Annotated in this window: 23 protein-coding genes; 20 read left to right on the top strand and 3 right to left on the bottom strand. The window is 42.6% G+C overall.

All coding sequences use genetic code 11. From position 1 onward, the window contains the following. Positions 1–288 precede the first annotated feature (288 nt). The 3 genes from HMPREF0658_RS01475 to HMPREF0658_RS01465 are packed head-to-tail and all read left to right on the top strand — an operon-like array spanning position 289 to position 1,745. Positions 289–894, top strand: a complete 606-nt coding sequence (locus HMPREF0658_RS01475; protein WP_050748676.1) for a hypothetical protein — start codon at positions 289–291, stop codon at positions 892–894. A gap of 13 nt (positions 895–907) precedes the next feature. Next, entirely contained in the window at positions 908–1,471 is a 564-nt protein-coding gene (locus HMPREF0658_RS01470) for a cob(I)yrinic acid a,c-diamide adenosyltransferase (protein WP_006948054.1), read from the top strand. A 52-nt stretch (positions 1,472–1,523) separates the two neighbouring features. Beyond that, the gene (locus HMPREF0658_RS01465; protein ID WP_004369470.1) at positions 1,524–1,745 is read left to right on the top strand and encodes a DUF2795 domain-containing protein; all 222 of its coding nucleotides are present in this window, start codon (positions 1,524–1,526) and stop codon (positions 1,743–1,745) included. Positions 1,746–1,853: 108 nt separating this feature from the next. On the opposite strand, the gene HMPREF0658_RS01460 is transcribed toward HMPREF0658_RS01465, so the two are convergent. Together HMPREF0658_RS01460 and HMPREF0658_RS01455 are read right to left on the bottom strand one after the other, a co-directional pair. Then, complete coding sequence (locus HMPREF0658_RS01460) at positions 1,854–2,729, bottom strand: hypothetical protein (protein WP_006948053.1); 876 nt, start codon at positions 2,727–2,729, stop codon at positions 1,854–1,856. An 11-nt stretch (positions 2,730–2,740) separates the two neighbouring features. After that, complete coding sequence (locus HMPREF0658_RS01455) at positions 2,741–3,352, bottom strand: hypothetical protein (protein ID WP_139047693.1); 612 nt, start codon at positions 3,350–3,352, stop codon at positions 2,741–2,743. Between the two features lie 669 nt (positions 3,353–4,021). On the opposite strand from HMPREF0658_RS01455, the gene HMPREF0658_RS01450 reads away from it, so the two are divergent. The 15 genes from HMPREF0658_RS01450 (at position 4,022) to HMPREF0658_RS01375 (ending at position 20,771) form a co-directional block, all read left to right on the top strand. Then, the gene (locus tag HMPREF0658_RS01450) at positions 4,022–5,743 is read left to right on the top strand and encodes a glutamine--tRNA ligase/YqeY domain fusion protein (protein WP_006948049.1); all 1,722 of its coding nucleotides are present in this window, start codon (positions 4,022–4,024) and stop codon (positions 5,741–5,743) included. Between the two features lie 90 nt (positions 5,744–5,833). Further along, a complete protein-coding gene (locus HMPREF0658_RS01445) occupies positions 5,834–7,240 on the top strand; it encodes a tetratricopeptide repeat protein (protein WP_006948047.1) in 1,407 nt (468 codons plus the stop codon). A 61-nt stretch (positions 7,241–7,301) separates the two neighbouring features. After that, positions 7,302–7,949: a DedA family protein gene (locus tag HMPREF0658_RS01440; RefSeq protein ID WP_006948045.1), complete on the top strand. Its 648-nt coding sequence runs from the start codon at positions 7,302–7,304 to the stop codon at positions 7,947–7,949. A 412-nt stretch (positions 7,950–8,361) separates the two neighbouring features. Further along, positions 8,362–9,867 (top strand): replicative DNA helicase, encoded by a 1,506-nt coding sequence (gene dnaB / locus HMPREF0658_RS01435; RefSeq protein WP_006948043.1) that lies wholly within the window; start codon positions 8,362–8,364, stop codon positions 9,865–9,867. A 37-nt stretch (positions 9,868–9,904) separates the two neighbouring features. Then, the gene (locus tag HMPREF0658_RS01430; protein WP_006948041.1) at positions 9,905–10,627 is read left to right on the top strand and encodes a tetratricopeptide repeat protein; all 723 of its coding nucleotides are present in this window, start codon (positions 9,905–9,907) and stop codon (positions 10,625–10,627) included. A 104-nt stretch (positions 10,628–10,731) separates the two neighbouring features. Beyond that, entirely contained in the window at positions 10,732–12,771 is a 2,040-nt protein-coding gene (locus tag HMPREF0658_RS01425; RefSeq protein WP_006948038.1) for a TonB-dependent receptor plug domain-containing protein, read from the top strand. Positions 12,772–13,580: 809 nt separating this feature from the next. Then, complete coding sequence (locus tag HMPREF0658_RS01420; protein WP_006948032.1) at positions 13,581–14,096, top strand: hypothetical protein; 516 nt, start codon at positions 13,581–13,583, stop codon at positions 14,094–14,096. Positions 14,097–14,129: 33 nt separating this feature from the next. Continuing rightward, the gene (locus HMPREF0658_RS11775; RefSeq protein WP_006948031.1) at positions 14,130–15,500 is read left to right on the top strand and encodes an RHS repeat-associated core domain-containing protein; all 1,371 of its coding nucleotides are present in this window, start codon (positions 14,130–14,132) and stop codon (positions 15,498–15,500) included. 19 nt (positions 15,501–15,519) lie between these two features. Next, complete coding sequence (locus tag HMPREF0658_RS01410; RefSeq protein ID WP_024991031.1) at positions 15,520–15,951, top strand: hypothetical protein; 432 nt, start codon at positions 15,520–15,522, stop codon at positions 15,949–15,951. 178 nt (positions 15,952–16,129) lie between these two features. Further along, positions 16,130–17,353 (top strand): RHS repeat-associated core domain-containing protein, encoded by a 1,224-nt coding sequence (locus HMPREF0658_RS11770; RefSeq protein WP_006948027.1) that lies wholly within the window; start codon positions 16,130–16,132, stop codon positions 17,351–17,353. A gap of 10 nt (positions 17,354–17,363) precedes the next feature. Next, complete coding sequence (locus tag HMPREF0658_RS01400) at positions 17,364–17,846, top strand: hypothetical protein (RefSeq protein WP_006948025.1); 483 nt, start codon at positions 17,364–17,366, stop codon at positions 17,844–17,846. A 46-nt stretch (positions 17,847–17,892) separates the two neighbouring features. Beyond that, positions 17,893–18,222, top strand: coding sequence for a hypothetical protein (locus tag HMPREF0658_RS01395; protein ID WP_006948024.1), 330 nt, complete (start codon positions 17,893–17,895; stop codon positions 18,220–18,222). Between the two features lie 106 nt (positions 18,223–18,328). Further along, a complete protein-coding gene (locus tag HMPREF0658_RS01385) occupies positions 18,329–19,015 on the top strand; it encodes a hypothetical protein (protein ID WP_006948022.1) in 687 nt (228 codons plus the stop codon). A gap of 221 nt (positions 19,016–19,236) precedes the next feature. Then, the gene (locus HMPREF0658_RS01380) at positions 19,237–20,007 is read left to right on the top strand and encodes a hypothetical protein (RefSeq protein WP_139047692.1); all 771 of its coding nucleotides are present in this window, start codon (positions 19,237–19,239) and stop codon (positions 20,005–20,007) included. Beyond that, positions 19,962–20,771 (top strand): RHS repeat domain-containing protein, encoded by an 810-nt coding sequence (locus tag HMPREF0658_RS01375; RefSeq protein WP_006948016.1) that lies wholly within the window; start codon positions 19,962–19,964, stop codon positions 20,769–20,771. The genes HMPREF0658_RS01380 and HMPREF0658_RS01375 overlap by 46 nt, the downstream gene beginning before the upstream one ends. Before the next feature lie 2,023 nt (positions 20,772–22,794). Here the strand turns inward: HMPREF0658_RS01375 and HMPREF0658_RS12000 are convergent. Continuing rightward, positions 22,795–23,082, bottom strand: coding sequence for a helix-turn-helix domain-containing protein (locus tag HMPREF0658_RS12000; protein ID WP_081439493.1), 288 nt, complete (start codon positions 23,080–23,082; stop codon positions 22,795–22,797). A gap of 273 nt (positions 23,083–23,355) precedes the next feature. Between HMPREF0658_RS12000 and HMPREF0658_RS01360 the strand changes: the two genes are divergently transcribed. Both HMPREF0658_RS01360 and HMPREF0658_RS01355 read left to right on the top strand, forming a co-directional pair. Then, complete coding sequence (locus HMPREF0658_RS01360) at positions 23,356–24,231, top strand: hypothetical protein (protein WP_006948004.1); 876 nt, start codon at positions 23,356–23,358, stop codon at positions 24,229–24,231. 3 nt (positions 24,232–24,234) lie between these two features. Continuing rightward, positions 24,235–24,729, top strand: a complete 495-nt coding sequence (locus HMPREF0658_RS01355) for a hypothetical protein (RefSeq protein WP_006948003.1) — start codon at positions 24,235–24,237, stop codon at positions 24,727–24,729. Positions 24,730–25,016: the final 287 nt, after the last annotated feature.

Raw genomic sequence — 25,016 nt, 5'->3', positions numbered from 1 at the left:
TATTGCACATCCGTTCCATCCGTGTTTCTCCCACTTGCCACCCGCATTCTCATTCCTTTCCTCTCCGCTCTCCCTCTTCAGGAGGCTTACGCAAGCAAACTGAAACCCATAAATCCTTGTTTTGGTGTTGAGAAGTTTAGTCTTTTTCTTAGTGGAACTTATGGATTGGGCGCGACTATAAGTAAAATCCCCAATGCAAACAGCATAGGAATGAATGAAACAAATGGTAAGTTTTTTTCGCAGAGACATGCTGTTTTTGTATTTTTTTCGTATCTTCGCAAGTACAATATGAAAGCTTCGCGAGGAATGTACAGGTTGAAACGGATTGCCGTATGGCTCATGCGCTGGCATCGTTGCAGGGGATTCGGCGTACAGTCGCCCTCCGACTACGAATTTATTCGTTACGTCATCAACGAGCATTACCCCTATTACGCCTATGCAGACCTTGACGATAAACTGCAAGATACAGACCCGTTGCGACGTAAACGCTGCCGATTGTACTTTCGAATCGCCAACTATCTGCAACCGGAAACATTCATCGACATTGCCCCAGAGACAGATGCCTACCGCCGATATGTGGAGGCGGGATGCCGACGAACAAAGACCGTAACCGCAGAAAAAACACAGGAGGCATTACGACAGACCGAACACATCGACTTCATGCGCATAAAGCTGACTGATGGAAACGCAGTTGAGTGCCTCTCGTTGCTTGATAAAGCCCATGACAGGTCTTTGTTTGTCTTCGAGGAAATCCATCGCAACAAGTGCACAAAAGCACTCTGGAAAACTATCAAAGCCCACTGTCAAACGGTCGTAACTTTCGACCTTTACTATTGCGGGCTCGTATTTTTCAACAAAAAACGTTACCAACATAACTATATCGTGAACTTTTAAAAACTTTCAAACTATGAAAATTAGCAAGGTATACACCAGAACCGGTGATAAGGGAACTACCAGTTTGGTAGGCGGTGTAAGAGTAAAGAAAACCAATCCGCGTATCGAAGCCTATGGAACCATCGACGAATTGAGTGCTAATTTAGGACTCCTCATTGATTACATGAAAGAAGGCGATGAGCGCAAGTTTATCGTCCGCATTCAACACAACCTGTTTGTGATAGGCAGCTATCTGGCCACCGACCAAACAAAAACCGAGCTGCGGGAGTTTTGCATGATAGACCCCACTGAGACAGAAGCATTGGAAGAGGCCATCGACGAGGCACTTTTAAACATTCCTCCCTTATCGGGATTCATCTTGCCGGGTGGTTGCATGGCCGCAGCCATGGCACATATCTGCCGCACAGTTTGCCGTAGAGCAGAGAGAAGAATACTCGCCGTGGGCGAAGATACCAAGGTATCGCCCGAAATCCTCGAGTACATCAACCGATTGTCCGATTACCTCTTCGTCCTTGCACGCAAGCTGAACTTTGTAGAAGGCGCAAGAGAAAAACTTTGGAAGAATAATGATAAATAAAAAAATACATTATCTTTGCGCACAATTAGAATTGTGTAAAAATAATTAGCATATGTATTGGACATTGGAACTTGCCTCAAAACTCGAAGATGCACCGTGGCCGGCAACGAAAGAAGAACTCATTGACTATGCCATTAGGTCGGGAGCACCGCTCGAAGTGTTAGAGAATTTGCAAGAAATAGAGGATGAAGGCGACGTTTATGACAGCATAGAAGATATTTGGCCTGATTATCCAACGAAAGAGGATTTCCTCTTCAACGAAGACGAATACTGATTTTCGGACTGCAACAGAGCAGCAACAACAATAGCCCGCCATAGTTTTTTACTGATGGCGGGCTATTTTTGCCTTAATCGGTCATGAGATTCTGGACGGGAATCCCTATCAATATTCATTCTGATAAATGGTGTTATCGGAGATATAGGCAGCAGAGAACTTGATAACACGTTCATAATCAGCCGGCACCACCTTGTCTTTCATATATTCAACAAGTTTCTTCAAAGGGTTGTCGGCATGGCTAACAAGCGTTTGAGGCTCGCCGATGAGGATTATCTGTATATCAGCATTCGACAGAATATGGCTGCTCGACGGATCGAGAGGCTTTTCCTTGTCTTTATCCTTATCATTAGTAGTATTGAGCGCATTCTTAATGGCGGCTGTCAGTGTCTCGCTATCGGCATCCGATTCCACAAAGGCGATGACCTGTTTGCCGAATGTCATAGAGTTGATATAGAGCCGTTTGTCTGATGAACTGCCTGCCGGTGGCACGGGAATGTCTATCGTTGCATCATAGAGTGCTAAACTGAGACTTACCATGCAGAGTGTTTTGTGCGTTTTTTTTCTGTTGGCAATCCGTGCAAGAGCTTCATTTTCGCCAAACAACTGCCCATAAACCATGCGTAAGATGCTGTAATCCGGTACAGGGGAAACCCGACTCGACACATGCAAAAGGCCAGGTTCATGTTTGCTCTTAGCGAGCGTTTGGCGAATAGCTTCCATCATTCTTGCACGTGTAGGCAAAATGGAGATGGGTTCGGCATTTAGTGAAGTAAACCTAATGGTGATAGAACTATACGGCGATGCGTCAAAGCTGTAAGGAGCATCGTTGAGCGATTCGGGAGTTAGTACACTGCCCAAAAAGAGTTGCGTGGTATCTTTGGGTATGAATTGTGTTGCTTTCAGAAAGCCGCGGCTCGTCTGTGCTGGGGCATAGGCTGCTCCGAGAAGGAACAGACTCAAAAAGAATAGCTTGCTGTTCATAGAGTTTTTTCTTATGATTTGGGTAAATAAGTGGCTTTTAAGACGAGCCTTACAAGCAAATAGGCTGTCGAGGGGTCTGAGAAGATCAATGATGCAGTGTTGCGACCATATATATTTTGCAAACTTGTAGTCTGTGTGGCTTGAATATGTAACTCGGCTCTGTTGAGGGTGATGTAAAGCGTTATCGTGCCATCAGTAGCTTTTTCGCCGGCTTCTTGCCATGATTGGTCGGTATCGCGGTAGAGCATTAATTTCGCAGACTCCCATTTATATTTGTATGATTCCTTTGTAAAGAGTCCTTTTTCGATGAAGAGAGAGTCGTCGGAATAACTGATACGAGTAGGAACAACTCTGCTGATACGCTCTCCGAAATAAATGCGCAGGTCTTCGTCGCTAACAGACACCTTGCTTCCAGCTTTCCAACAAAGTCGTTCCACTTCTGCATCCGAACTTTTCAACAGCACCGTTCTTGGCGCAGGTGGTGAAGGCGGAATGGGATCCGGAGATGGGTCAATGCCATTACTACCTGCACATGAAGCCATGATTGCTAAGCCAAATGCAATAAAAAGATAGCCTGCCGACCGTCGAAACTGAGTTTGAAAGGCTTGTTTTTTGTTTTTCATATTGATTGAATTGATTGTTTTATCCATTTATATTCGTCTGCAAATATATGGAAAATTATTGACAACTAAAAGAAAAAGTAAAGTGTAAATAAATAAAAGGCATGATCATAAGTTCCACTACGAAGTGCAAATAGTCTCTGCTATTAAAAGCGGACTATGAGAAACACTCGGGGAACGCCATCGGCAAGGGGCTGAAAGCCCCAACGAACCAAAATAAAAATTTTAATGTTTGCAGTTGAACTGCAAAAACCAAAATAAAAGTTTTAATGCTTGCAGTTGAACTGCAAAAGCCAAAATAAAATTTTTAATGTTCGCAGTTGGACAGCAAGACCCAAAATAAAAATTTTAGTGCTTGCGGAACTTCCTCAAATGACAAAAAATAAAAAATCACATTGTTTGTCGTAAGCGAAGATAGTCTCAGGTTGACTCTTTACTTTAGAAAAATGGTAAACGCAAATTCAGTATCGAGATGCAAAAGGAAATCATCGCACTGATGGTCAACGAGCAGTGGTTGTCCGAGCAAATCAGAGGTTGGATGCTGTGCAAAGGGGCTGGTTGGATCTTTAAAAATGGCAAGCTCCCAACATGATATTTTTCTATAGGTTCTGTTGTTTTCTTCGGTTTTTTATCTACCTTTGCACGGACTGTTAATACATTAAGATATAGCTCATGGTAATGAAGAATGATAAAAACAATTTCGCGGAAGAGAAGAAAAGCCTTAGCTTCGTAGAGCAAATGGTTGAGCAAGACTTGGCCGACGGTAAGAATGGCGGACGCATACAGACACGTTTCCCGCCCGAGCCTAATGGCTATCTGCATATCGGACATGCAAAGGCCATCTGTATGGACTTTGGCGTGGCCGAACATTATCACGGCATTTGCAACCTCCGTTTCGATGATACCAACCCCAGCAAGGAAAATGACGAATATGTGGAAAACATACTTCATGATATTCGTTGGTTGGGATTCAAATGGGAAAATATCTACTACGCTTCCGATTATTTCAAACAGTTGTGGGACTTTGCAGTATGGATGATAAAAAAAGGATATGCTTATATCGATGAACAGACATCGGAGCAGATAGCCGAACAGAAAGGTACGCCGACCACAGCAGGCATACCGTCTCCTTTCAGAGACCGTCCGGTAGAGGAGAATCTCGCCCTGTTTGAGGCAATGAATACGCCGGAGGCCGTGGAGGGTTCCATGGTATTGCGTGCCAAACTCGATATGGCAAGCCCGAACATGCATTTTCGCGACCCGATCATGTATCGTATTATCCATATTCCACATCACCGCACAGGAACACAATGGAACGCTTATCCCATGTACGACTTCGCCCATGGGCAAAGCGATTACTTTGAGGGCGTGACCCACTCAATCTGTACGTTGGAGTTTGTGCCCCATCGTCCATTATACGACAAGTTCGTTGATTTCTTGTTGGAATACGATGGTGAGAAGGGAAAGGCCACCGATTACCGTCCTCGCCAGATAGAGTTCAACCGGCTCAATCTGACCTACACCGTGATGAGCAAGCGCAAATTGCATACGCTTGTCACAGAGAAGTTGGTGAGAGGATGGGACGACCCGCGCATGCCAACCCTGTGCGGAATGCGCAGGCGGGGGTATTCGCCAAAAAGTATCCGCATGTTTATCGACTCCATAGGTTATACAAAGTTTGATGCACTCAACGATATGGCACTGCTGGAAGCAGCTGTGCGCGACGACTTGAATAAGAAAGCATGTCGTGTGTCGGCAGTACTCGACCCAGTGAAGCTCATTATTACCAACTATCCCGATGGACAGATGGAGGAAATGGAGGCCGTGAATAATCCTGAAAACGAGGCCGACGGCACACACCGTATCACTTTCTCTAAGCATCTTTGGATAGAGAGAGATGACTTTATGGAAGATGCTCCGAAGAAGTTCTTCCGTTTGGCACCCGACAGAGAAGTACGACTGAAGAATGCCTACATCGTGAAATGCACCGGATGCAGGAAAGATGACAGTGGTCGTATTGTGGAGATTTACGCCGAATACGACCCCGAAAGCAAGAGCGGTATGGCCGGTTCTAACCGTAAAGTGAAAGCTACACTCCATTGGGTAAGTGCCGACCATTGCAAGAAAGCAGAGGTGAGAATCTATGACCGCTTGTTCAATGTAGAGAATCCTGCGGCCAACGAACGCGATTTCCGCGAACTGTTGAACCCCAACTCCTTGAAAACAGTGACGGATTGCTACATCGAAGACTATGCTGCCGACAAACGCCCGGGAGAATATCTGCAATTCCAACGTATCGGATATTTCATGGCCGACCCCGACACTACTAAAGAGCATCCGGTATTCAACAAGACGGTAGGCTTGAAAGATACATGGGCTAAGTTGAATAAATAGTACTTCAAGGCAGGATAGAAGCCGAGTGGCAGACGCTCGAAAAGTCATGGTCTCGTGTTTCTTTCCTCGCCTTTCCCTTTCCTTTTTTGCATGTATTCGGATAATTATTTTGACAGCGATGAGTTCAAGCAGCATCTTCAGAACTACGAAGAAGCGAAGCAGACCGACGGTTCCGTATATATGGAGCCAGACGATTTCATGGATATTGCCCAATACTACCACATGCAAAGCCGGTTTGAGGAAGCGATGGAAGTAACGGAGCAGGCACTCGCGCTCTTCCCCGATGCTGTTTCACCCCTTGCTTACAAAGCGCGATTAGCGTTGAACAAGGAAGACAATCCGGCCAAGGCGCAAGCGTATGTGGATAGAATTGCCGATAAAAGCGACTGGGAGTATTTCTATCTGGTAGCCGAAATCATGATGTACGAAGACCGAGACAAAGAGGCCGATGAATACCTGCGTGGGAAATATGAAGAAGAGACCGAAGGAGAAGACCGAGAAGCTTTCATCGTAGACGTAACCATTCTTTTCTGCGACTATGATTATTACGACATTGCCTACGATTGGCTCCATATGTTGCCGGACAAAAGCACAACGGAATACCAAGAGCTGTTGGCAAAAGTATTCGTTGGCAAGGGACAGTATGAAGAGGCCGAGCGTATCTTCAATGGATTGATAGACAAAGACCCCTTCTCCTCTTCTTATTGGAATCAGCTGGCCAATGCACAGTTCTTACACAATGATTTGGCGGGATGTATTTCCAGCAGCGAGTATGCCCTCGCCATCAATCCCGACGAAGAAGAGGCCTTGTTGAATCGGGGCAACGCCTTGTTCGCGTTGGGTAACAACGACGAAGCGTTGAAGCTCTATCAGCATTTCTCTGAGATTCGCCCGCAAGAGGAGGTCGGCTATCTTTTCCAAGCCGTTATATGGTTGCGAAAAGACAATGTGGAAGAGGCTAAGAAGTGTCTCCGGCAGGCGGAAGGAAAAACTGCCGGCAATGTGGAACGCACAGAGATGATTGACCAAGAGTTGATTCTCCAGCTTAGTGCGCACGGGCTGTTAGAAGAAGCGTTGTCGTTTATCGATAGTACCATCGACAACTACGGCGACCGCAAAGACATGCTCGTGTTGCGCGGATATGCATTGCTCGAAAACGGCAGAACGGAAGAAGCACGCGAGAATTTTCAGCAAGCCGCAGCCATTTCCAACGACCATCCGAGCGTCTTGCTCAGCATTGCCGTTGCTTTCTACGACAACGGATATACGGAACAATCCTATACCGTCTTGCAGAAGATGTTTGACAAGGTTGATGAAAACTGGGCGAACGGTTACTCTTACATGGCGCTCTGTGCCCGAAAGTTGGGACGACACGACGAATACATCGCTTATCTGAAGAAGGCAGGTCGTCTCAATCCGCTTGAAGCGCGCACCGTTTTGGGACGAGATTTTCCCGACGACGCCGACCCCGCCGATTATTATAAATACGTCCTCTAAGGCTCTCTGTCTTGGGTACACATGCATCAATCAACATTTACTTACACGAATACAATCACACATGGACTGGTTTAGTTTCATCACGGAGCACATGAATTATGGCACCGTTTTTCTCATTATGTTCATCGAGGGCACCGTCATCCCCGTTCCCTCGGAAGTCATCGTACCACCGGCGGCCTATTATGCCGCATCCGGCAAGTTGGATTTCTCCCTCGTCGTGTTTTTTGCCACATTGGGTGCGGTGCTCGGCTCTACGGCAAACTATGTGGCAGCTTATTATCTGGGACGCCCCATCATCTATCGCTTCGCCAACAGCCGCCTCGGGCACCTCTGTCTGCTCGACCAACAGAAAGTGGAGCAGGCCGAGAAGTATTTCTACGACCATGGCGTAGTAGCCACGCTTACCGGCCGCCTTCTGCCCGGCATCCGGCAAATCATATCCATTCCCGCCGGCCTTTCCAAAATGATTTTTTGGAAGTTCTTGCTCTACACTACCATCGGCGCAGGTCTATGGAACCTGATACTCGCCACGTTGGGTTGGTATCTGCATTCCATTGTACCGATGAACGAGCTCGAGGCAGCGATGGAAAAATACAACGGCTACATCAAGTACGTGATTCTCGGTATCGCTTTCATCGTAATTGCTTTCTTCGTCGTTAGAGAATGGCTTCACAGACGCAAGGCGAAGGCGCAATCTTCCCCATCTTAAGCAATTTTTACAGCGGCGGGGCTCCCGCCGACACTTTTCTTAACATTTTATCTTCAGCGGGGCTCCCGCCGACACATTTTTTAACCCTTACGGTTCAGCGGGGCTCCCGCCGATACTTTCTTTAACATTTTACCTTCAGCGGGGCTCCCGCCGATACTTTCTTTGCCATTTTACCTGCAGCGGGGCTCCCGCCGTTAGATTTCCACTTGATTTTGCAGCGGCGGGACTCCCGCCGTTAGATTTCTATATGGTTTTATAACAAGGAATTTTATTTTGTTACTTTTCGATAAAAAACACGCAGAAAATCAATCTATGCCTATATTGCCGATAAAGGTTTATAGAAGTTTCCATCACTTTTTACCGGACAGCAATATTTTTTTTGTACTTTTGCAAGCCTACAATACATTGAGACATGCCCGAAAAGAATACTACCACACGTCGTCCGAAACCGATTTCACCCATAGATAACACCTATGGACACATGCCGCCTCAGGCCATAGAAATAGAGAAGCTCGTACTTGGCGCATTGATGATAGACAGCGATGTTTTCTCTGTAGTCAGCGAAATACTCCATCCCGAGACGTTTTATGAACCTCGCAACCAAAAAATCTATGAGGCCATTCAGTCATTGAACATGAATGAAAAGCCGGTAGACATTCAGACTATCATCGAGGAACTGAAACGCAACGGTACGCTCGAAAGTGTGGGCGGTACAATCTACGTGATGGAGCTGGCCAATGGTGTGGCCTCCTCGGCACATGCAGAGTATCATGCCCACATTATCGCCCAGAAATACACTGCCCGACAACTGATTTCTTATGCGGGAAACATTGAGACCAAAGCCTTTGATGAAAGCATCGACGTAGACAGTCTGATGCAGGAAGCCGAGGGACTGCTCTTTGAGCTTTCGCAAAAAAACATGAAGCAGGACTATACGCAGGTAGACCCAGTTATCAAACAGGCGATGGACTTGCTGAACAAAGCAGCCGGAAATGAAGGCGGGCTCACCGGTGTGCCGACGGGATTCACTAAACTCGACGAAATTACAGCCGGTTGGCAACCCAGCGACCTCATTATCATCGCAGGACGTCCGGCCATGGGAAAAACCTCGTTTGCATTGTCATTGGCCAAAAATATTGTTGTAGATTTCGGACTACCCACGGCGTTTTTCTCTTTAGAAATGAACAATGTGCAACTCGTAAACCGGCTCATTTCCAATATTTGCGAAGTATCGGGAAGCAAACTTCTTAGCGGACAGCTCGCTCCTGACGACTGGGAACGAATCGACAAAAACGTAAGGAAACTTACGGGAACGCCGCTCTATGTAGACGATACCCCCGGATTGTCCATCTTCGAGTTGAGAACGAAAGCACGAAGACTTGCACGCGAAAAAGACATCAAAATCATAATGATAGACTACTTGCAGCTGATGAATGCCAATGGCATGAGGTTCGGGAGCCGGCAAGAAGAAGTGTCCACCATCAGTCGCTCGTTGAAAGGGCTGGCTAAAGAGTTGAATATTCCTATCATTGCTCTCTCGCAGTTGAACAGAACGGTAGAACAGCGCGAGGGATTGGAGGGGAAACGCCCGCAGTTGAGCGACCTTCGTGAATCCGGTGCCATCGAGCAAGATGCCGACATGGTGCTTTTCGTGCATCGGCCGGAATACTATCATATTCTACAAGACGAGAAAGGAAACGATTTAAGAGGCATGGCACAGATTATCATCGCTAAGCATCGTAAAGGCGCAACGGGCGACGTGCTACTTAACTTCAGGGGAGAATACACACGATTTGCCAACCCCGAAGAGGCGTATATTCCGCCAACAGCCGGCGGAGAGATTATCGGGTCGAAGATGAATGGCACCGACCCCATGGGACTTCCTCCCGTTCCGCCTCCTGATACTGTGGGATTCTAACCTGTTTTCTCGTATTGTTTTCATAGCTTAAGTAAAGATGAAACCACTTTCTCGGCCTGCCTCATATACTTTATGGGAAAGTCTCCTTTGGGATATTCTTCCGCTGTTTCTATTGTGGATGCCCCTCTCTTTATCAGCACAAGATAGAAAGGAACTCCGCGAACAGCTATCTGCCGTAAGTTCTGAACTGAGCGCTTATCCGGATTCTGTCGATTTACGACTAAGAAAAGCTGCGCTCAACATTGAGTTAGAACAATGGAATTATGCCAAAGAAGAGTATGATTACATCTTGCAAAGACATCCCGACAATATTTCCGCATTGTTTTATCGTGCCTATGTAAACACTAAGCAGGGACGTTATAACTTTGCCCGTCTCGACTACCATAATCTCTTGCGTCTTGTTCCGGGCAACTATGAAGCCCGTTTAGCATTGACATTGCTCAATCAGAAAGATAAGCATTACACCGAAGCCTACGACCAAATTAATCATCTCATACAACAGTTTCCCGAAAGAGCAGAGATCTACGCAGCACGTGCCGATATGGAAACAGAACGTGGAATGCTTGATTTGGCCGAGTCCGATTATGGCGAAGCTCTCGTCAGAGACCCACAGAATAAGGATTACATGTTGGCTCGGGCAAAAATAAAACTGAAATTAGGTAAGTTGACCGATGCAAAAAGCGACCTTGATGCCTTGGTGAAATCAGGAACACCGCGAGGCTCTTTGCAAGAACTCTATAAACGTTGTCGCATTCGCTAACGATTCGCTATTTTCCATCTGTTTTTCTTTTCTTGTTAAGAAATATTGATTAACTTCGCACCTGTTTTGCGATATTGCAGGACATAAGTTAAATAATTTCATTTATGTACAAGAGAAAAACAAACAAGCGCGACGTACTTTTGTTTAAGCGTTTCAGCCATAAAGGTTATGCGCTGTTCGCCTGTTTGGGGAAAGAAGTTCTCATTGGTACGCTCAGTGTAGCCACGCTATCCTACGCCAAGGCAAGCGGGATGAGCACAGAGCGTTACATCGGAGACTCCATTCAGCAGACAAACAAAAGAGAAGTACGTTTGGACGAGGTACAAGTAACCGGTTCCAGAGCGCCGCTGACCTCTATTCAGGCAGCAAAAATTGTCTCTGTCATCACGCGCGAAGATATTCAGCGTGCCAATGCAGAGAGTGTAAACGACCTATTGAAATTAGCTACCGGCGTTGATGTCCGACAGCGCGGTGGCTTTGGTGTACAAACGGACATCAGTATCAACGGCGGAACTTTTGATCAGATTACCATTTTATTGAATGGAATGAACATAAGCAGCCCGCAAACAGGGCACAATGCCGCAGATTTTCCAGTATCTCTTCACGACATCGAACGCATCGAAGTATTAGAAGGTGCGTCTGCTCGCGTATTCGGTAGTTCGGCTTTCAGTGGTGCCATCAACATCGTTACACGGAGCGAAAGTCGCAGTAGTGTGCAAGCTTCTTTCGAGGGCGGAAGTTATGGCAGCGCGGGCGGAGACTTCGGGCTTACGCTTTCCTCCAAACAATTTCACAACAAGTTGAGCGGCGGATACATGCAGACCGACGGTGGAACCGATAAAAGCGATTTCAAGAAACGTCGTGCTTTTTATCAGGGCGACTTCTTTTCTCCGTATATCAACCTCAACTGGCAGGCCGGCATCACGTCTCAAGACTATGGTGCCAACACGTTTTATTCAGCTAAGTACAAGAACCAATATGAAGAAACGCGACGATACATGGGTTCGCTCGGCGCGACGATTCATAACCTGCCCGCCGGCATTGTCGTTACTCCGATGATTTACGGACATAGAGACTACGACCACTATCAACTTATCCGGGGGGCAGTGGGTGCATCGTCTGGTGAAAATTACCATCAGACCGACGTCTACGGTGCCTCCGTCAACGCTTACGTGGATTGGCTGCCGGGCAAGACGGCCATTGGAGCCGACGTGCGGAAAGAGAGAATTTTGAGCACAGCCTATGGCGATTTGCTCGCAACGAACCGACAAAGACATATTCACGGGACGGAACGCATGTACACACGGCGTGGCAAACGAACCAATACGAGCCTTTTTCTTGAGCACGACATCCTCTTGAAACAGGTTACTATCTCTGCCGGATTGCTCGCCAATCGCAATACGGCTCTCGACGGCGACTTCAGACTCTACCCGGGCGTGGACATTTCCTATCGTCCTGCCGTTAGCTGGAAGATTTATGCCTCATGGAACAAAGCCTTGCGCGTGCCCACCTACACGGATTTATATACCAACAACCCCGTGCAGCAAGGAGACATCACGCTGAAGCCCGAGAAGAACACCACCTATAAACTCGGAGCACAATACGGCCACCATGGTATTGAGGCCATCGCTAGCGCATTCTACAGCAATGGTTCCAATCTCATCGACTGGGTGAAGCCCACTGCCGCTTCAACCAAATATCAGGCCATTAACATCGGAAAGCTCGACAACATGGGAGCATCTGCCGACTTCATTTTCCGCTTTCCCGAGATACTCAACCGTCCCGAGTTCTTCCTCACGCAGGCCAGATTGAGTTATGCCTACATCTACCAAAAACACGAGACGCAAACACCCATCTACGCCTCGCTCTATGCCTTGGAATATCTCCGCCATAAACTGACGGCCGAAGTTTCCCATCGCATCTGGCGACACCTCAGCGCGAATTGGAGTCTTCGGTGGCAACAGCGCATGAATGGCTATCATCCGTATGCCAAACTTGATGGAAAGCTCATGTGGAATGATGCCAAATACACCCTTTATGTGAAGGCCGACAACATCACCGCCCACCGGTATTACGACTTGGGACATGTTGTTCAGCCGGGCTTCTGGCTGATGGCCGGTGCTACAATAAAGCTCGATTTATAATCCCTCTTTTACGAGAGATGGGAAGATGGCGATACCACGCCGTCTTCCCATCTTTCTTTTCCCAATAATTGAAAAAGAAATATTGCTGTCCGGTACCCCTTAATTCGCATAAAAATCCTTGCGGAATTGCCTTTATATAGGTAATTCCGCATTCTTTTTTTGAAAAACCAAGCCTCCCTAATGAAATAAATCAAGTTCTTTTGGTGGTGCATTTGCCTTTTCAGTCATGATGATGAGTTCATCGTTCTGCGGATTTCCATGCACGAGATGAAAATCGATTGGCAATGAGTAAAACTGTCATCGTCCACGGCAGATGGCAGAAAATAATCAAAAAACTGCCATCGTCCATGGAAGATGGCAGAAAAAACCTCGTTTGAATTTCAGTCCCTAACTCTTACTTATATACGGAAAAGGTTTACTGGACAGCAATATTTGAAAATATAGTTTTTATTTTGGTCTTCTGTTTATTTTTCTGTATCAAAAGAGACAACTTCTGGAAAAACGTTCTATTTTAGGGGTAAAAACAAGGCCTTCATTTGGAAAAAAGAGCTAAAAGCCGTACTTTTGTCACAGCAAAAACTATCAACCTCTATCGGATTTACCCACAAGAACTGTCAACCTTAATTAGGAACAACAACAGAACTTGTCAACCTTATTAGGACAAACAAAAATAAATGTAAACATACACAGTATTAACAACAAAAACTGTCAACCTAAATCAGGATGCTACAAGCTGGTATATACAGAGTTTGGACAACATCAGGGAACGGTTTGGCATTTCCTCAAAAAAATTATTCATTTTGATAATTATGAGACATAATATATACATTTACTTATTTGCAATACTCCCTATCCTTGCGTCATGCGATAATTGTAGAGATAATCAATTGCTACCAAGTGTTGAGATAAATAGTAAAGAGTTACAAAATGCTATACTTGAATACGATTCCATCGTAAGGCATCGATTTAAGGATAAAAAATATATACTGTCTTTATACGAGATAACAGTCAACGACTCTGTAACTCAATTTAGCATATCATACGACTTAGGAACAGCTTGGTTGCAAGAATATCCCATATCTCTCGCAAAAGTAAAGGATAAATATATTCTTGTCAGTTCAGGTAAGACTCATTTTGGTATTTTGACCACAGAAAAAGTACTGCAAAAAGAAATAGCCCGTCGTTATTTCCCTGAAGAATACAGAATGTTGGAAAAAGGGATGACCATTGATTGTTACATTGTCAATGATGCACCAAGCATGAATTTAACTTTCTGCAACGAAAAGTTGAAAAAAAAATGGATGTCTCCAGCTATAAGAAAGTGAGGATGAGATTGCGATATAGGAAGAATACAAGAAATGAAATATATAGAACTTATCTATTCCGATATTGTCATCAGAGAGAACGGCACAGTGAAGAACTATCTTGCCTTCACGGACTATTTAGGGAACATCCTCTCCGTTATGGACGAGGACGGCAACAAAGTCTTTGACGCCTCCTATGACGCATGGGGCAGACAGACGGTGACGCGCAACGACATCGGGCTGCATCGTGGCTACACGGGTCATGAGATGCTGAATGAGTTTGATATCATCAATATGAACCGAAGGTCACTGTTGCGAAGTAGGGAAAGCAACGGCCGTCTGTACGATCCGGTGCTCGGCCGTTTCTTCAGCCCCGACAACTATGTGCAGCTGCCGGACTACAGCCAGAGCTTCAACCGCTACAGCTATTGCCTGAACAATCCGCTGAAATATACGGATCCGAGTGGCAACCTCTTTGGGATAGATGATGCCATTATTGCTTTCGCTGTATTCAACATGGCCAGCAGCATGATGCAGGCCTCCTTTGAAGGTAAGAGTGTATGGAAGGCCGGTGCGTTGAGTCTGTTGTCGTCTGCGGCAAGTTATGGCATTGGAGAACTGTTCAAAGGTGCGGCTGCGACATTCGGCAATGAGCTGTTGCGTGCAGGAGCCCATGGACTGGCGAGCGGAGTGGTCTCTGCCTTGGACGGGGGAAACTTTGCCAGTGCTTTTGTTTCCGGTGCCGCGGCTTCAGGTATCGGGTCGTATGCCCAAAGTGTAAATATGAACTCGGGGCTTATGGTTGCATCCACAACTGTCATGGGCAGCGTGGTAGCCTGGGCCACAGGAGGTGATTTCCTGCAAGGAGCGATGCAGGGGATGCAGATTGGGCTTTTGAACCATGCGATGCATGATGGGGACGACGATAAACCATACAAAGTGCTCCCTGATGGTACAGTTGAGTTGAATGAAATCGTGGTTACTGGGCGTGTTCCAAATCGTCTTGTTCCTTTTAGAAGTGAGTATGTTTGTGTAACATTTGACAGAGGTGCCGATCACCCAATAGCTTTGAGTCTAAGTATTTATCTCAATAGTGTTTTGCAAACGGCTTCTCTTAATGGTATTCATTCCGTGAACATATCTAGTACGTCTAATCACCCCTCAAATGCAACAAGATCAGCACATAGCACAGCGAATGGATCTAGGGCTATAGACATAAACTATATAAATGGTCAGCATGTTTCACCCCAAAATGAATATGCAAGATATTTGCAGAACTTAATTAGAGACACTCCTGGATATTTGGAAAATTATGGTCCATTTATAATAAATAAGGTGGAGAAGGGAAAAGTTATTCCCGCTCCATGGGCTCGAAAAATTAGAGGTGGACATTATGATCATGTTCATATATCCATGCCAAAGTGAAATTATAAAACAGATAGAAATGAATACTTTAAAGTTATCTTTTATTATTTGTCTTTCAATACTATATTCTCTCGCCTCTTTTGCAGAGAGAAAATCAAACGTCGGTATTAAAATAGGAAGTTTCGACTCTATACCATCAGAGATAGATGGTGGTTGTTGTGTTTTTTATAAGTATCCAAGCAAAGTGCGAAATAAAGGCTACATAATGGTGAACAATCTTGCGACCACAGCCTACATGATGGTTAATCGTCATCTTGAAGAGTTTACTCTTGTGGCCAATAAGAAAGATGTATTTTGGTATAAGAATAAAAAATTCACTTTAAAAGTGACGATTAACAGTACACAGAGTAAAGGCTATAGTGAGTCTTACAATGTGAAGGGCATCCTTATAGTGGAAGATCATAACAAGAATAGACGAAAACTTGCTTTCTGTGGGAATTGTGGCTGGTAGTTTATGCCTTAGTATTAGGTGTAATTGAGGGTATCACCCACATGTTAGTATGTGAATGATGGATGATGTGTAGGAACGAGCACTTTCAAGTCCCTACACATGCTAATCACATTAGGGTGTACCTGCCGAGTCCTATGTCCGATTTCAGTAAAAAACAACTTGTTACAATTCTTCCATTATGGATGAGAATGGAGCGAAAGTTTTCAATGTCTCCTACGATGTGTGGGGCAGACAGACGGTGACGCGCAACGACATCGGGCTGCATCGTGGCTACACGGGTCATGAGATGCTGAATGAGTTTGATATCATCAATATGAACCGAAGGTCACTGTCGCGAAGCGGGGACAGCAACGGCCGTCTGTACGATCCCGTGCTCGGCCGCTTCTTCAGCCCCGACAACTATGTGCAGTTGCCGGACTACAGCCAGAGCTTCAACCGCTACAGCTATTGCCTGAACAATCCGCTGAAATATACGGATCCGAGTGGCAACCTCTTTGGGATAGATGATGCCATTATTGCTTTCGCTGTATTCAACATGGCAAGCTGCATGATGCAGGCCTCGTTCAATGGGCAGAGTGTCTGGAAAGCGGGAACACTAAGTCTTTTGTCTTCTGCTGCAAGCTATGGCATTGGAACCGCATTCGGAAATGCTGGAAATGTTGGGCATGAGTTGTTACGTGCCGGTGCACATGGATTGGCAAGCGGAGTCGTCTCAGCATTGGGTGGCGGAAACGTTGTCAGTGCCTTCGTTTCTGGTGCCGCAGCCTCTGGCATCGGGTCTTATGCCCAAAGCGTAAATATGAACTCGGGACTTATGATTGCTTCAACCACAGCTATGGGCGGTGTTGTTGCATGGGCAACTGGTGGTGATTTCCTGCAAGGGGCGATGCAAGGGCTATCTATTGGTCTGCTTAATCATGCTATGCATGATGATGATCCATCACAATATATACCACTTTCTGAGCGAACAATTGAATTAGACGAAGTTGTTGTTATTGGTAAGTTACTATTTCCAAGAAAAGGGTTTAACATTGGTGCTGCTGTAGCGTATCTCAATGCACATGCTTTTGCCACTTATATTAAAGGTAAATGTGGAAAATGTGCAAAGGCTGTACGCCTATCATTAGAAGCAGGCGGAATTAAGACTAATCCACACCCTCTTTCTGCTAAAGATTATGGAAGTTATTTAAGGAAATGGGGGTTTACGGAAATCCCCACGATAGATTATACGCCTATAAAGGGTGATATAAGAGTATTCCAAAACTACCCTAGTGGAAGTCCCCATGGGCATATAGATATGTATAACGGAATAAAATGGGTATCTGATTTTATAGAACAAGGTGATTATCCTGGAAGAGGTTATAGAATATACCACACCCCATTTAATATTTTTCGATGGTAAAACTTTTATTATGAATAAGATGAAAATATACTTGATCGTATGCTTTTTTTATGTATCGTTACTTCCGATACAAGCTCAAGATTCAAACGCTGAATTTTTCTTTAAGAAAGTGCTGACATGTAATACCCGAATTTGGGAGAGCAAAACCTCCCCAGATAGCATAAATAAGCAGTTGATAGACTTGTATCAAAAAACTTGCACCAAGCGTTTATTTGGGAAATTAGTAAATGAACTGAAACAAAATGGATTAGACCATGACCTAATAACATCGGATTATGGTTTTGATAAACATTCTCTCAAAACGATAAATGTAAGTAAATATTCTTTTAACATCTATCGTGTGAGCTATCAAGTTTTTATGCCAGATATAAATGGGAAGCAGAAAAAATATGATGTGGTACTATATTATGAAATTAAAATGGTAAATAAGAATTTCAAGATAAATGGTATTAGTGTTCTATTGGAGAACGGAACGATTTGTCGTATAGTATAATGTTTTATTTTTTGTATTCTTATGATTCAATAGTCCATTAAAAGTCATGAAAAGGAATATAATCGTTTTAGGTTTCTTTGTTATATTAACAGGCTGTTTAGCAAATATGACAAGACATAATAGCATACCCAACAAATCATTGTATGGTTATTGGAGTTTAGAGGGTGTTACATGGTTAAAAATAACGAGTGACTCCATCTATTTTATAGATGAAGAAGAAACTTCCCCTATCAAATATTCTGTAAATAAAGATACAATTGCCTGGTATTTTAGTGGAATAATTCAAAAGAGTAAATATAAAGTAGTTCAAGATACGCTCTTTATGGAGAATGAAGAAGGGACAACCACATACATACGCGTAAACGATAAAAGATAGTGTATGTTTACAGAAGCAAACTCTCATCTACAGGAAACGTAACCTATGATTCCCCTCCGGTTTATACATTGCCCTCAGATATATCTATGGATGTAATGGGGCATATTTGAAAAAATGGGGATTTCTTGAACAGTCTAAATTAGACTATTTTCCCATGATGGGCGATATAAGAGTATTTCAAAATTACCCAGGAGGAAGCGTTCATGGACATATTGATATGTATAATGGGGCAAAGTGGGTGTCGGACTATATTGAAAAACAGATTGGCCAAATCCACAATACAAACGAGATGCTAATTTTAAAATATTTCGATGGTGATATTATGAGACGAAAGTGTTTATTAATGGTTTTTACATTGAATATCTTTATGTGCTATAATATTTCAGCACAAAATGCTCCATTAAAGGCAAAACTAAAAGAATTCTATCTGCGTTATAATGCAACTTATCACGAAAAGGATGATAATAGGATGTATGCTATGCAAGACTCTTTAGTACATGAATACTGTACAGAATCTTTTTATAGTGCATATTTAGCAGAAATAAAAGAGAATGGAAGAGGATGGGAAGAGTTTATTGCTTTAGTAAGTTCTGACGATATTAATATCATTAAAAAAACTTTTAAGGTGAGAAGAATAGCAAATCGTCAATATGTTGTTGAATATCAAATTTTAGATAGTGATATTAATCATAAAGTTATCAAAGAATTGGTATCAATTAATTTGGTAATTAGTTTAGTGAAAGGGAAATACAAAATATGTAAAGTAATATCATACAATGTAACTCGGTTATGAATTTTATCTTTTTTTATTTGGTTTTTGTAGCAAAAGGTTTATTCTATATTTACTCTTTGGAAGCCTTATCTGTATACTCTGATATGATAGGGCAGAACAGTAATTGTATAAAAGATAAACTATCAAATAGGGAACAGACAACAGAGACGTGGTTTTAATTACACAATAAAAAAGAGAGAGACTGTAGAGAGAATAAATACAAATGTCAGAGTGCAAAAAATATGATATTATTATGTTATATTAATTTTATGAGAAATATTTCACACTTTATTTTATTTGCAATTCTTGTATTGTTAACATCTTGTATGCATGTAGGCAAAGAAGATAGAATAGGCTATCATATAAAAGGGGAAAAGAGAATTTCGAAAATGATAGGAATGGATGGCTTGCCTATAGAGAAAGTACAAAATGAATACTATATTGTGAGTAAAAACAAAAAGTCTGCGGTTGTTATAGGGTATGTTGCCTATCCTACAGGAGCTATTTCATTATATCTTGTAAGAAATTCACACGTAAAAAGTGAGCAAGCATTTCCTGTTGATGATAATATGGAGATAGAACTGCTGACCCATGTCATGGATGAAATTAAAAGAAGCAATAATAATTATAATGTAAAGGATATGCAGATATCATTGATGACTTGTGGAGTTGCTAATCTTAATATCTCAAAAAAATATTGGGATAAAAAGCAATTTAAAATACTATGGCTTCAACAGCCATTATTCAAACGATTCCACGAGATACTGAGAAGATATGGATATGACATTTATGACATTACACATAACGATTTCTATCCAGTAACCGCAAGCATGATAAGAAATTACCACATTTTACCAGATTCTTGCTCGTTAAACAATCTGGCAATAGATGGAATCGTTATCTTAAAATGTAAAAAAGTAAATAGAAAAACAGAATACCAAACGGCAACATTCTCTTCAAGACAGGAATGGGCAACTTCTCTTACGACAAGAATGTCCGTCCGCATGCTGTGACAGAGGTGGAGAACGCAGATGGAAAGATATCGAGCGATGCGCTGGTTACTTCTTTTAATGACTTTGGAAAAATTCAGTTGATAGAAGATGTAGGTAAGAATCTTAGGATGGATTTCGCCTATGGACCTGATCAGGAGCGATGGTATTCGGAATTGTCTCACAATGGTACAGATGTCAGGACTACAGTCTATGCTGGGAAATACGAAAAGATTACAGAAAATGGAAGAACGCGCGAGTTCTATTATCTTGACGGCAACACCATCGTCATCAGAGAGAATGGCACAGTGAAGAATTATCTTGCCTTCACGGACAATTTAGGGAACATTCTCTCCGTTATGGACGAGGACGGCAACAAAGTCTTTGACGCCTCCTATGACGCATGGGGTAGACAGATGGTGATACTCAACACCATCGGGCTGCATCGTGGCTACACGGGTCATGAGATGCTGAATGAGTTTGATATCATCAATATGAACCGAAGGTCACTGTCGCGAAGCGGGGAAAGTAACGGCCGTTTGTATGCCCCTGTACTTGGCAGATTCTTCAGCCCCGACAACTACGTGCAGCTGCCAGACAACAGCCAGAGCTTCAACCGTTATAGTTATTGCCTGAACAATCCGCTGAAGTATACGGACGCTGATGAACAGTGGTTTGGTATTGATGACTTGTTGGTGGTTGGTGCCGGATTTGTAACTGGATACTTAGCAAATGCTGCTTCATCAGAGAATTTGGGATGGCCGGCCTGCTGTATAAAAAGCGGATGAGTTTCTGAAACAATGTCGTGGATAAGATATAATATGGTAGGATTGGCTACTGGTAATATTACTAAGGCAACTTGGAATCAGATTGGTAGTATATGCTTTAATGGATTCGTAAATAAAGATTTTCTACCATTTTTCTGCCTCTATGACCACCATATTGCTATCCACGCATGTCATTTCGGATGCTTGATGTAGGTCAAATAGGTTGATTTACGTCAAATATTTTCTCATTTTCCATGCATTTTCAGGGTGACATATTGGCAAAATACGCCAAAGGTACTAAATTTGCATCCGTAAACCACAAAGAGGTAAAAGAATGGAGTATTCAAAAAGATAACAAAAGGTATTCGCTTCTTAACTTCAATAAACACACAGTGTGAGCGATTCACACTTCATAGCAACAAGATAACAATAAAAGAGAAAGGTGAAAAGACAATGAGAAAAATGGTAAAAAAAATTGTAGAAAGCAGAAAATTCAACAAGTACTGTGTAAATGTAATGCATATGTACAACGTAGGAAGAGTAAATATTCCTGCATAACTCAATAGAGTATATTAACGAGTAGGGCTGAATCTTATTGATTCAGCCCTATTTTCTTGTCATCTGACAGCATATTTCTTTCTCCTCCTAAACATGGAGATTTCATTCTTTAATAGATTTCTACACTAAAAATCCTCATGTTTTCTCAGTAACGAAGAAGCATGGTAAACGATTCAATAAGTGTTATATCCAGCAAACGGTTTCTACTTCCATTTGTAAAAGCTATGTTTTCAGAATATCATCGCTTAGCTTTCACACGCTAAAAGCTAAGTTTCTTTGTAACTCATTGATAATGAGTAGATATAAAATAGAAAACAAGAAAAGGGTTACGAATTGGTTACTACTCAAATTCCCCGAACTTCCTTGATTTGCTGTCGTTTCAAACAACTCTTGTTATTGATGCAAAGATAAACAAAATGTGCTGTACGACCAAAGAAAACATTTGTTTTTTCTTGTCGGATAGACTTTTCTATTATCATTTCGATAATTTAATTGTCTTGCTGAAATCCTTCTCATCTTCGGCAGAAACAAGTTATGCCCTCGCTTCGTAAACTTCGCTATCGGCATAACCTATTCCTACCTTTGGTATGGCCGACGAAAAGAGGCAGGGAGCAGACTGTCGAAAGAGATTTCGGCAATTCTGCTTCCTGCCACATTTCTGTGTATCGGCTATACTTTCTAAGGTACGGATTTCAGCAAGACAATTTTCAGTACTTTTCTCTTTTGGTATTTTTCTTTTCTGAAGCGGTTGCAAAAGCCGCATTGTTTGTCGTCGAAGAAGTCGGAGCTATTCAGATGATGATAAATCCCTCACCCGTTTACCTCCGACACCTTCGACTTGTCTGCCAAAGCCGTAGGAAAAGTACACGCCTGCCTGTCGCAGCAAGCTCGAAAGGCAGACTTCGTACCTTATCTTCTTCCGTCTTTTTCTTCTTAGGTGGCTTTTATACGACCACTTCATTACGCTTTTTACTATTTGATTGTATGGCATGCAATCAGATTTTTTACTTTTTTATCCGAATCTGTCTCTTTGCCGTTTACCTCCATTTGGATGCGGTTTTCATCGTATCGCATCCGTTGGTTGTCCCCGTTCAGGCGCAAAGGTAATTCCGGGATGCTACGCTGCTGCAAGGTCAGTGCCTTCAGTTTTGGAGAAAATCTCCACGCCTGCGCTCCACTGCGTTTTGCTCCGGGTAGTATTTTCCCTCAAAAACCTTGCATTCGCTCATCCCTACCTTTGTGGGGGCACCTGAAACGAAAACGACCGATGCGACAGGAAGACGCATTAAAAAAATGTCGGATAAACGAGAGACAGATAAGCAGTGAAACTCAACTCCCTTAAGCTCTTGGATCCGCATTAAACATTAAAACTCGAACAAAAATAGAAAAGTCAATCAATATTCACCGAGCTTTGCGCACAACCCTCCACCTGCTGCTCACAAGCGTTATAAGCATCGTCTTTGGGGTGGTCGGTGTGGTTGTCGGTTTACTTGCGGAACTCATCGCAGGCGTGCTCCGCATCTTTTGGGCAATAGTGCTCTCGGTAATGATGTCGCCCTTTGCTGCACTTCAACTCGCGGTAAACGGTGCTGCAATGTACATTTATCGTATCTGCGATGTCTTTTACCGACATATTCTTTTTCAGCAATACAGAAATCTTTGTGCTAAGGTTAATTAATGATATTTCATACACAACACAAAGTTGATTAATCTCGGGTAGATTTTGGTCTCTCTTTGCTCTTTTTTGTATTGCTACTGAAATCCTTCGTCTCATTGAGACTTTCAGCCCCTTGCCAAGGGCGCTCCCCGAGTGTTTTTCATAGTCTTCTTTTTAATAGAAGATACTATTTACACTTCTTGGTGAAACTTATAAACATTCAAGATAGAAGTGCAATTTCTTAATGGGTGATCGTAAGAGTTGACCTCTGTATTGGAAGCGGAATAAAAAAAGGCTCTTTAAAACTTATGAACTATTTAATTATTTTGTACTTTTAGTCTCTTCCCCAAAATAATTGTACTACCTTTGTAAAATTAAAATTTTAAGCGCATGGCAAATAGAAAAATTGGTTTTTATTTTTTGTCTTTACGACAAAGAGATTTTGAATTTCCAATTAAAGACAACTTAATACAACTTCTTAATTACTTGCAAGAGAGAACCAGATTAGAACGCAAACAAGATATAGGAGGAGATAAAATAGTTTTTTTAGATTCTTGTACTCAAGAAGGTGATGATAATCTTCTAAAACTTCTTTTCAAAAATGCAAAACATAGCTATAGAGCTCCTCTTATCAATAAGAACACGGTTGAAGAACGTGAAAATCCAAAAAAGATAGATGAGGGCGAGCAAATGAAAACGCATGCACTTGTTAAGTTCAAAGATGGAGACGCCATCCTATTCTTAGAAACAGGCGGGGGAATGCTTTCATATCATGGACTTGCGGAATATCTCAATAGGATGTTAGCACTTTACAATGGGCAATTTACCAATGATGAAGGAAAAATATTAGGTCACTTCTGTATAGATATGATTCCTCGTGATGATTTCCGTGAAGTTCTAAACAGTATGAATCGCGTCTCTTGTGCAACCATTTTCACTGATAAACGTATACTAGGGTCTGAAGCTCTTAATTACTCTGAGCCATCTGAAGAATTAAAAGAAGAAGTCGTTATTGAATTAAAGGCTAAACGTGGTAAAAATATTATGCAGCATATCTACGACTTTTTAGATAAAGCTAATGGAGCTAATTCTGAGATTCGTAGAATTAGAGTGAAAGGAAAGCTCCCAAACAATAATGAGGGTATAATAGATACGGGGTTTATCATTAAGAAAGAATATGTAGATGCGCAACAAAATGAGGATACAGGAGAATACAACACTGCATACATGTTTTCACAGCTTGTCAGCCTTTCAAACGATTACTAAATAATGTATTTAGAATTCCTTTATGTCATTCTTGATTATTTTTCTGTCTTAACAAAGAAAGAGAAGAGATTTGAATGGGGGCTTCCTATCTTGTTAGGTGGTATCAGCTTGTATCTGTATGTTGGTGATTCCATGCAGTACGATTTCATAAAAAACATAATAGATTTTATAGGAGTGCTATTGGGCTTTACCCTTACTGCACTTACGCTTATATTATCAAGTGAACGTATAAAGTCTAACACACAAAAACACCCTACAGATAGAAAAATCAGAGGAAAAACAATTTCGTTATATCGTTTGATAGTTGTTTCATTCACCTACTTAATAACTATGGAATCTTTATTGTGTCTATTCTTTTATATAGGTTCACTCTTCTCTAGTATATCATTAGGTATGTGGGCTGTTATTCCTAACACTTTATTTATAATACTCTCTTTGAATATCATTTTGTCTACGGTTCGAGCGACAACCATGCTATATTTTATAGTTATCCGTTAATTAAGTCATATTGTCAAGCCATTTTCAGGTATTCATATAAAAAATGGAATTATTGGTCATTTATATCTCCGTATTTCACCTCTCTACTTTCTACGATTATAGCTACCCCCCTCGTCTTCCCATTCCCAAGACAAACCATGAACAGTGTTTTTGCCACAATCATTATCCCCTCGACTTCTGATGTACCTAATTTGGGGATAATGCACGAGCACCGTAAACCTCCGTTCTTCCCTCGTCAGCACACCTATTATTAGTATAATGACGGTAACTACAAAACAAATTCCTAT

The organism is Hoylesella marshii DSM 16973 = JCM 13450 (assembly GCF_000146675.1).
Classification (GTDB): Bacteria; Bacteroidota; Bacteroidia; order Bacteroidales; family Bacteroidaceae; genus Prevotella; species Prevotella marshii.
Note: the sequence above shows the minus strand (reverse complement) of the source record. Positions and strands in the feature narration are given on the sequence as shown.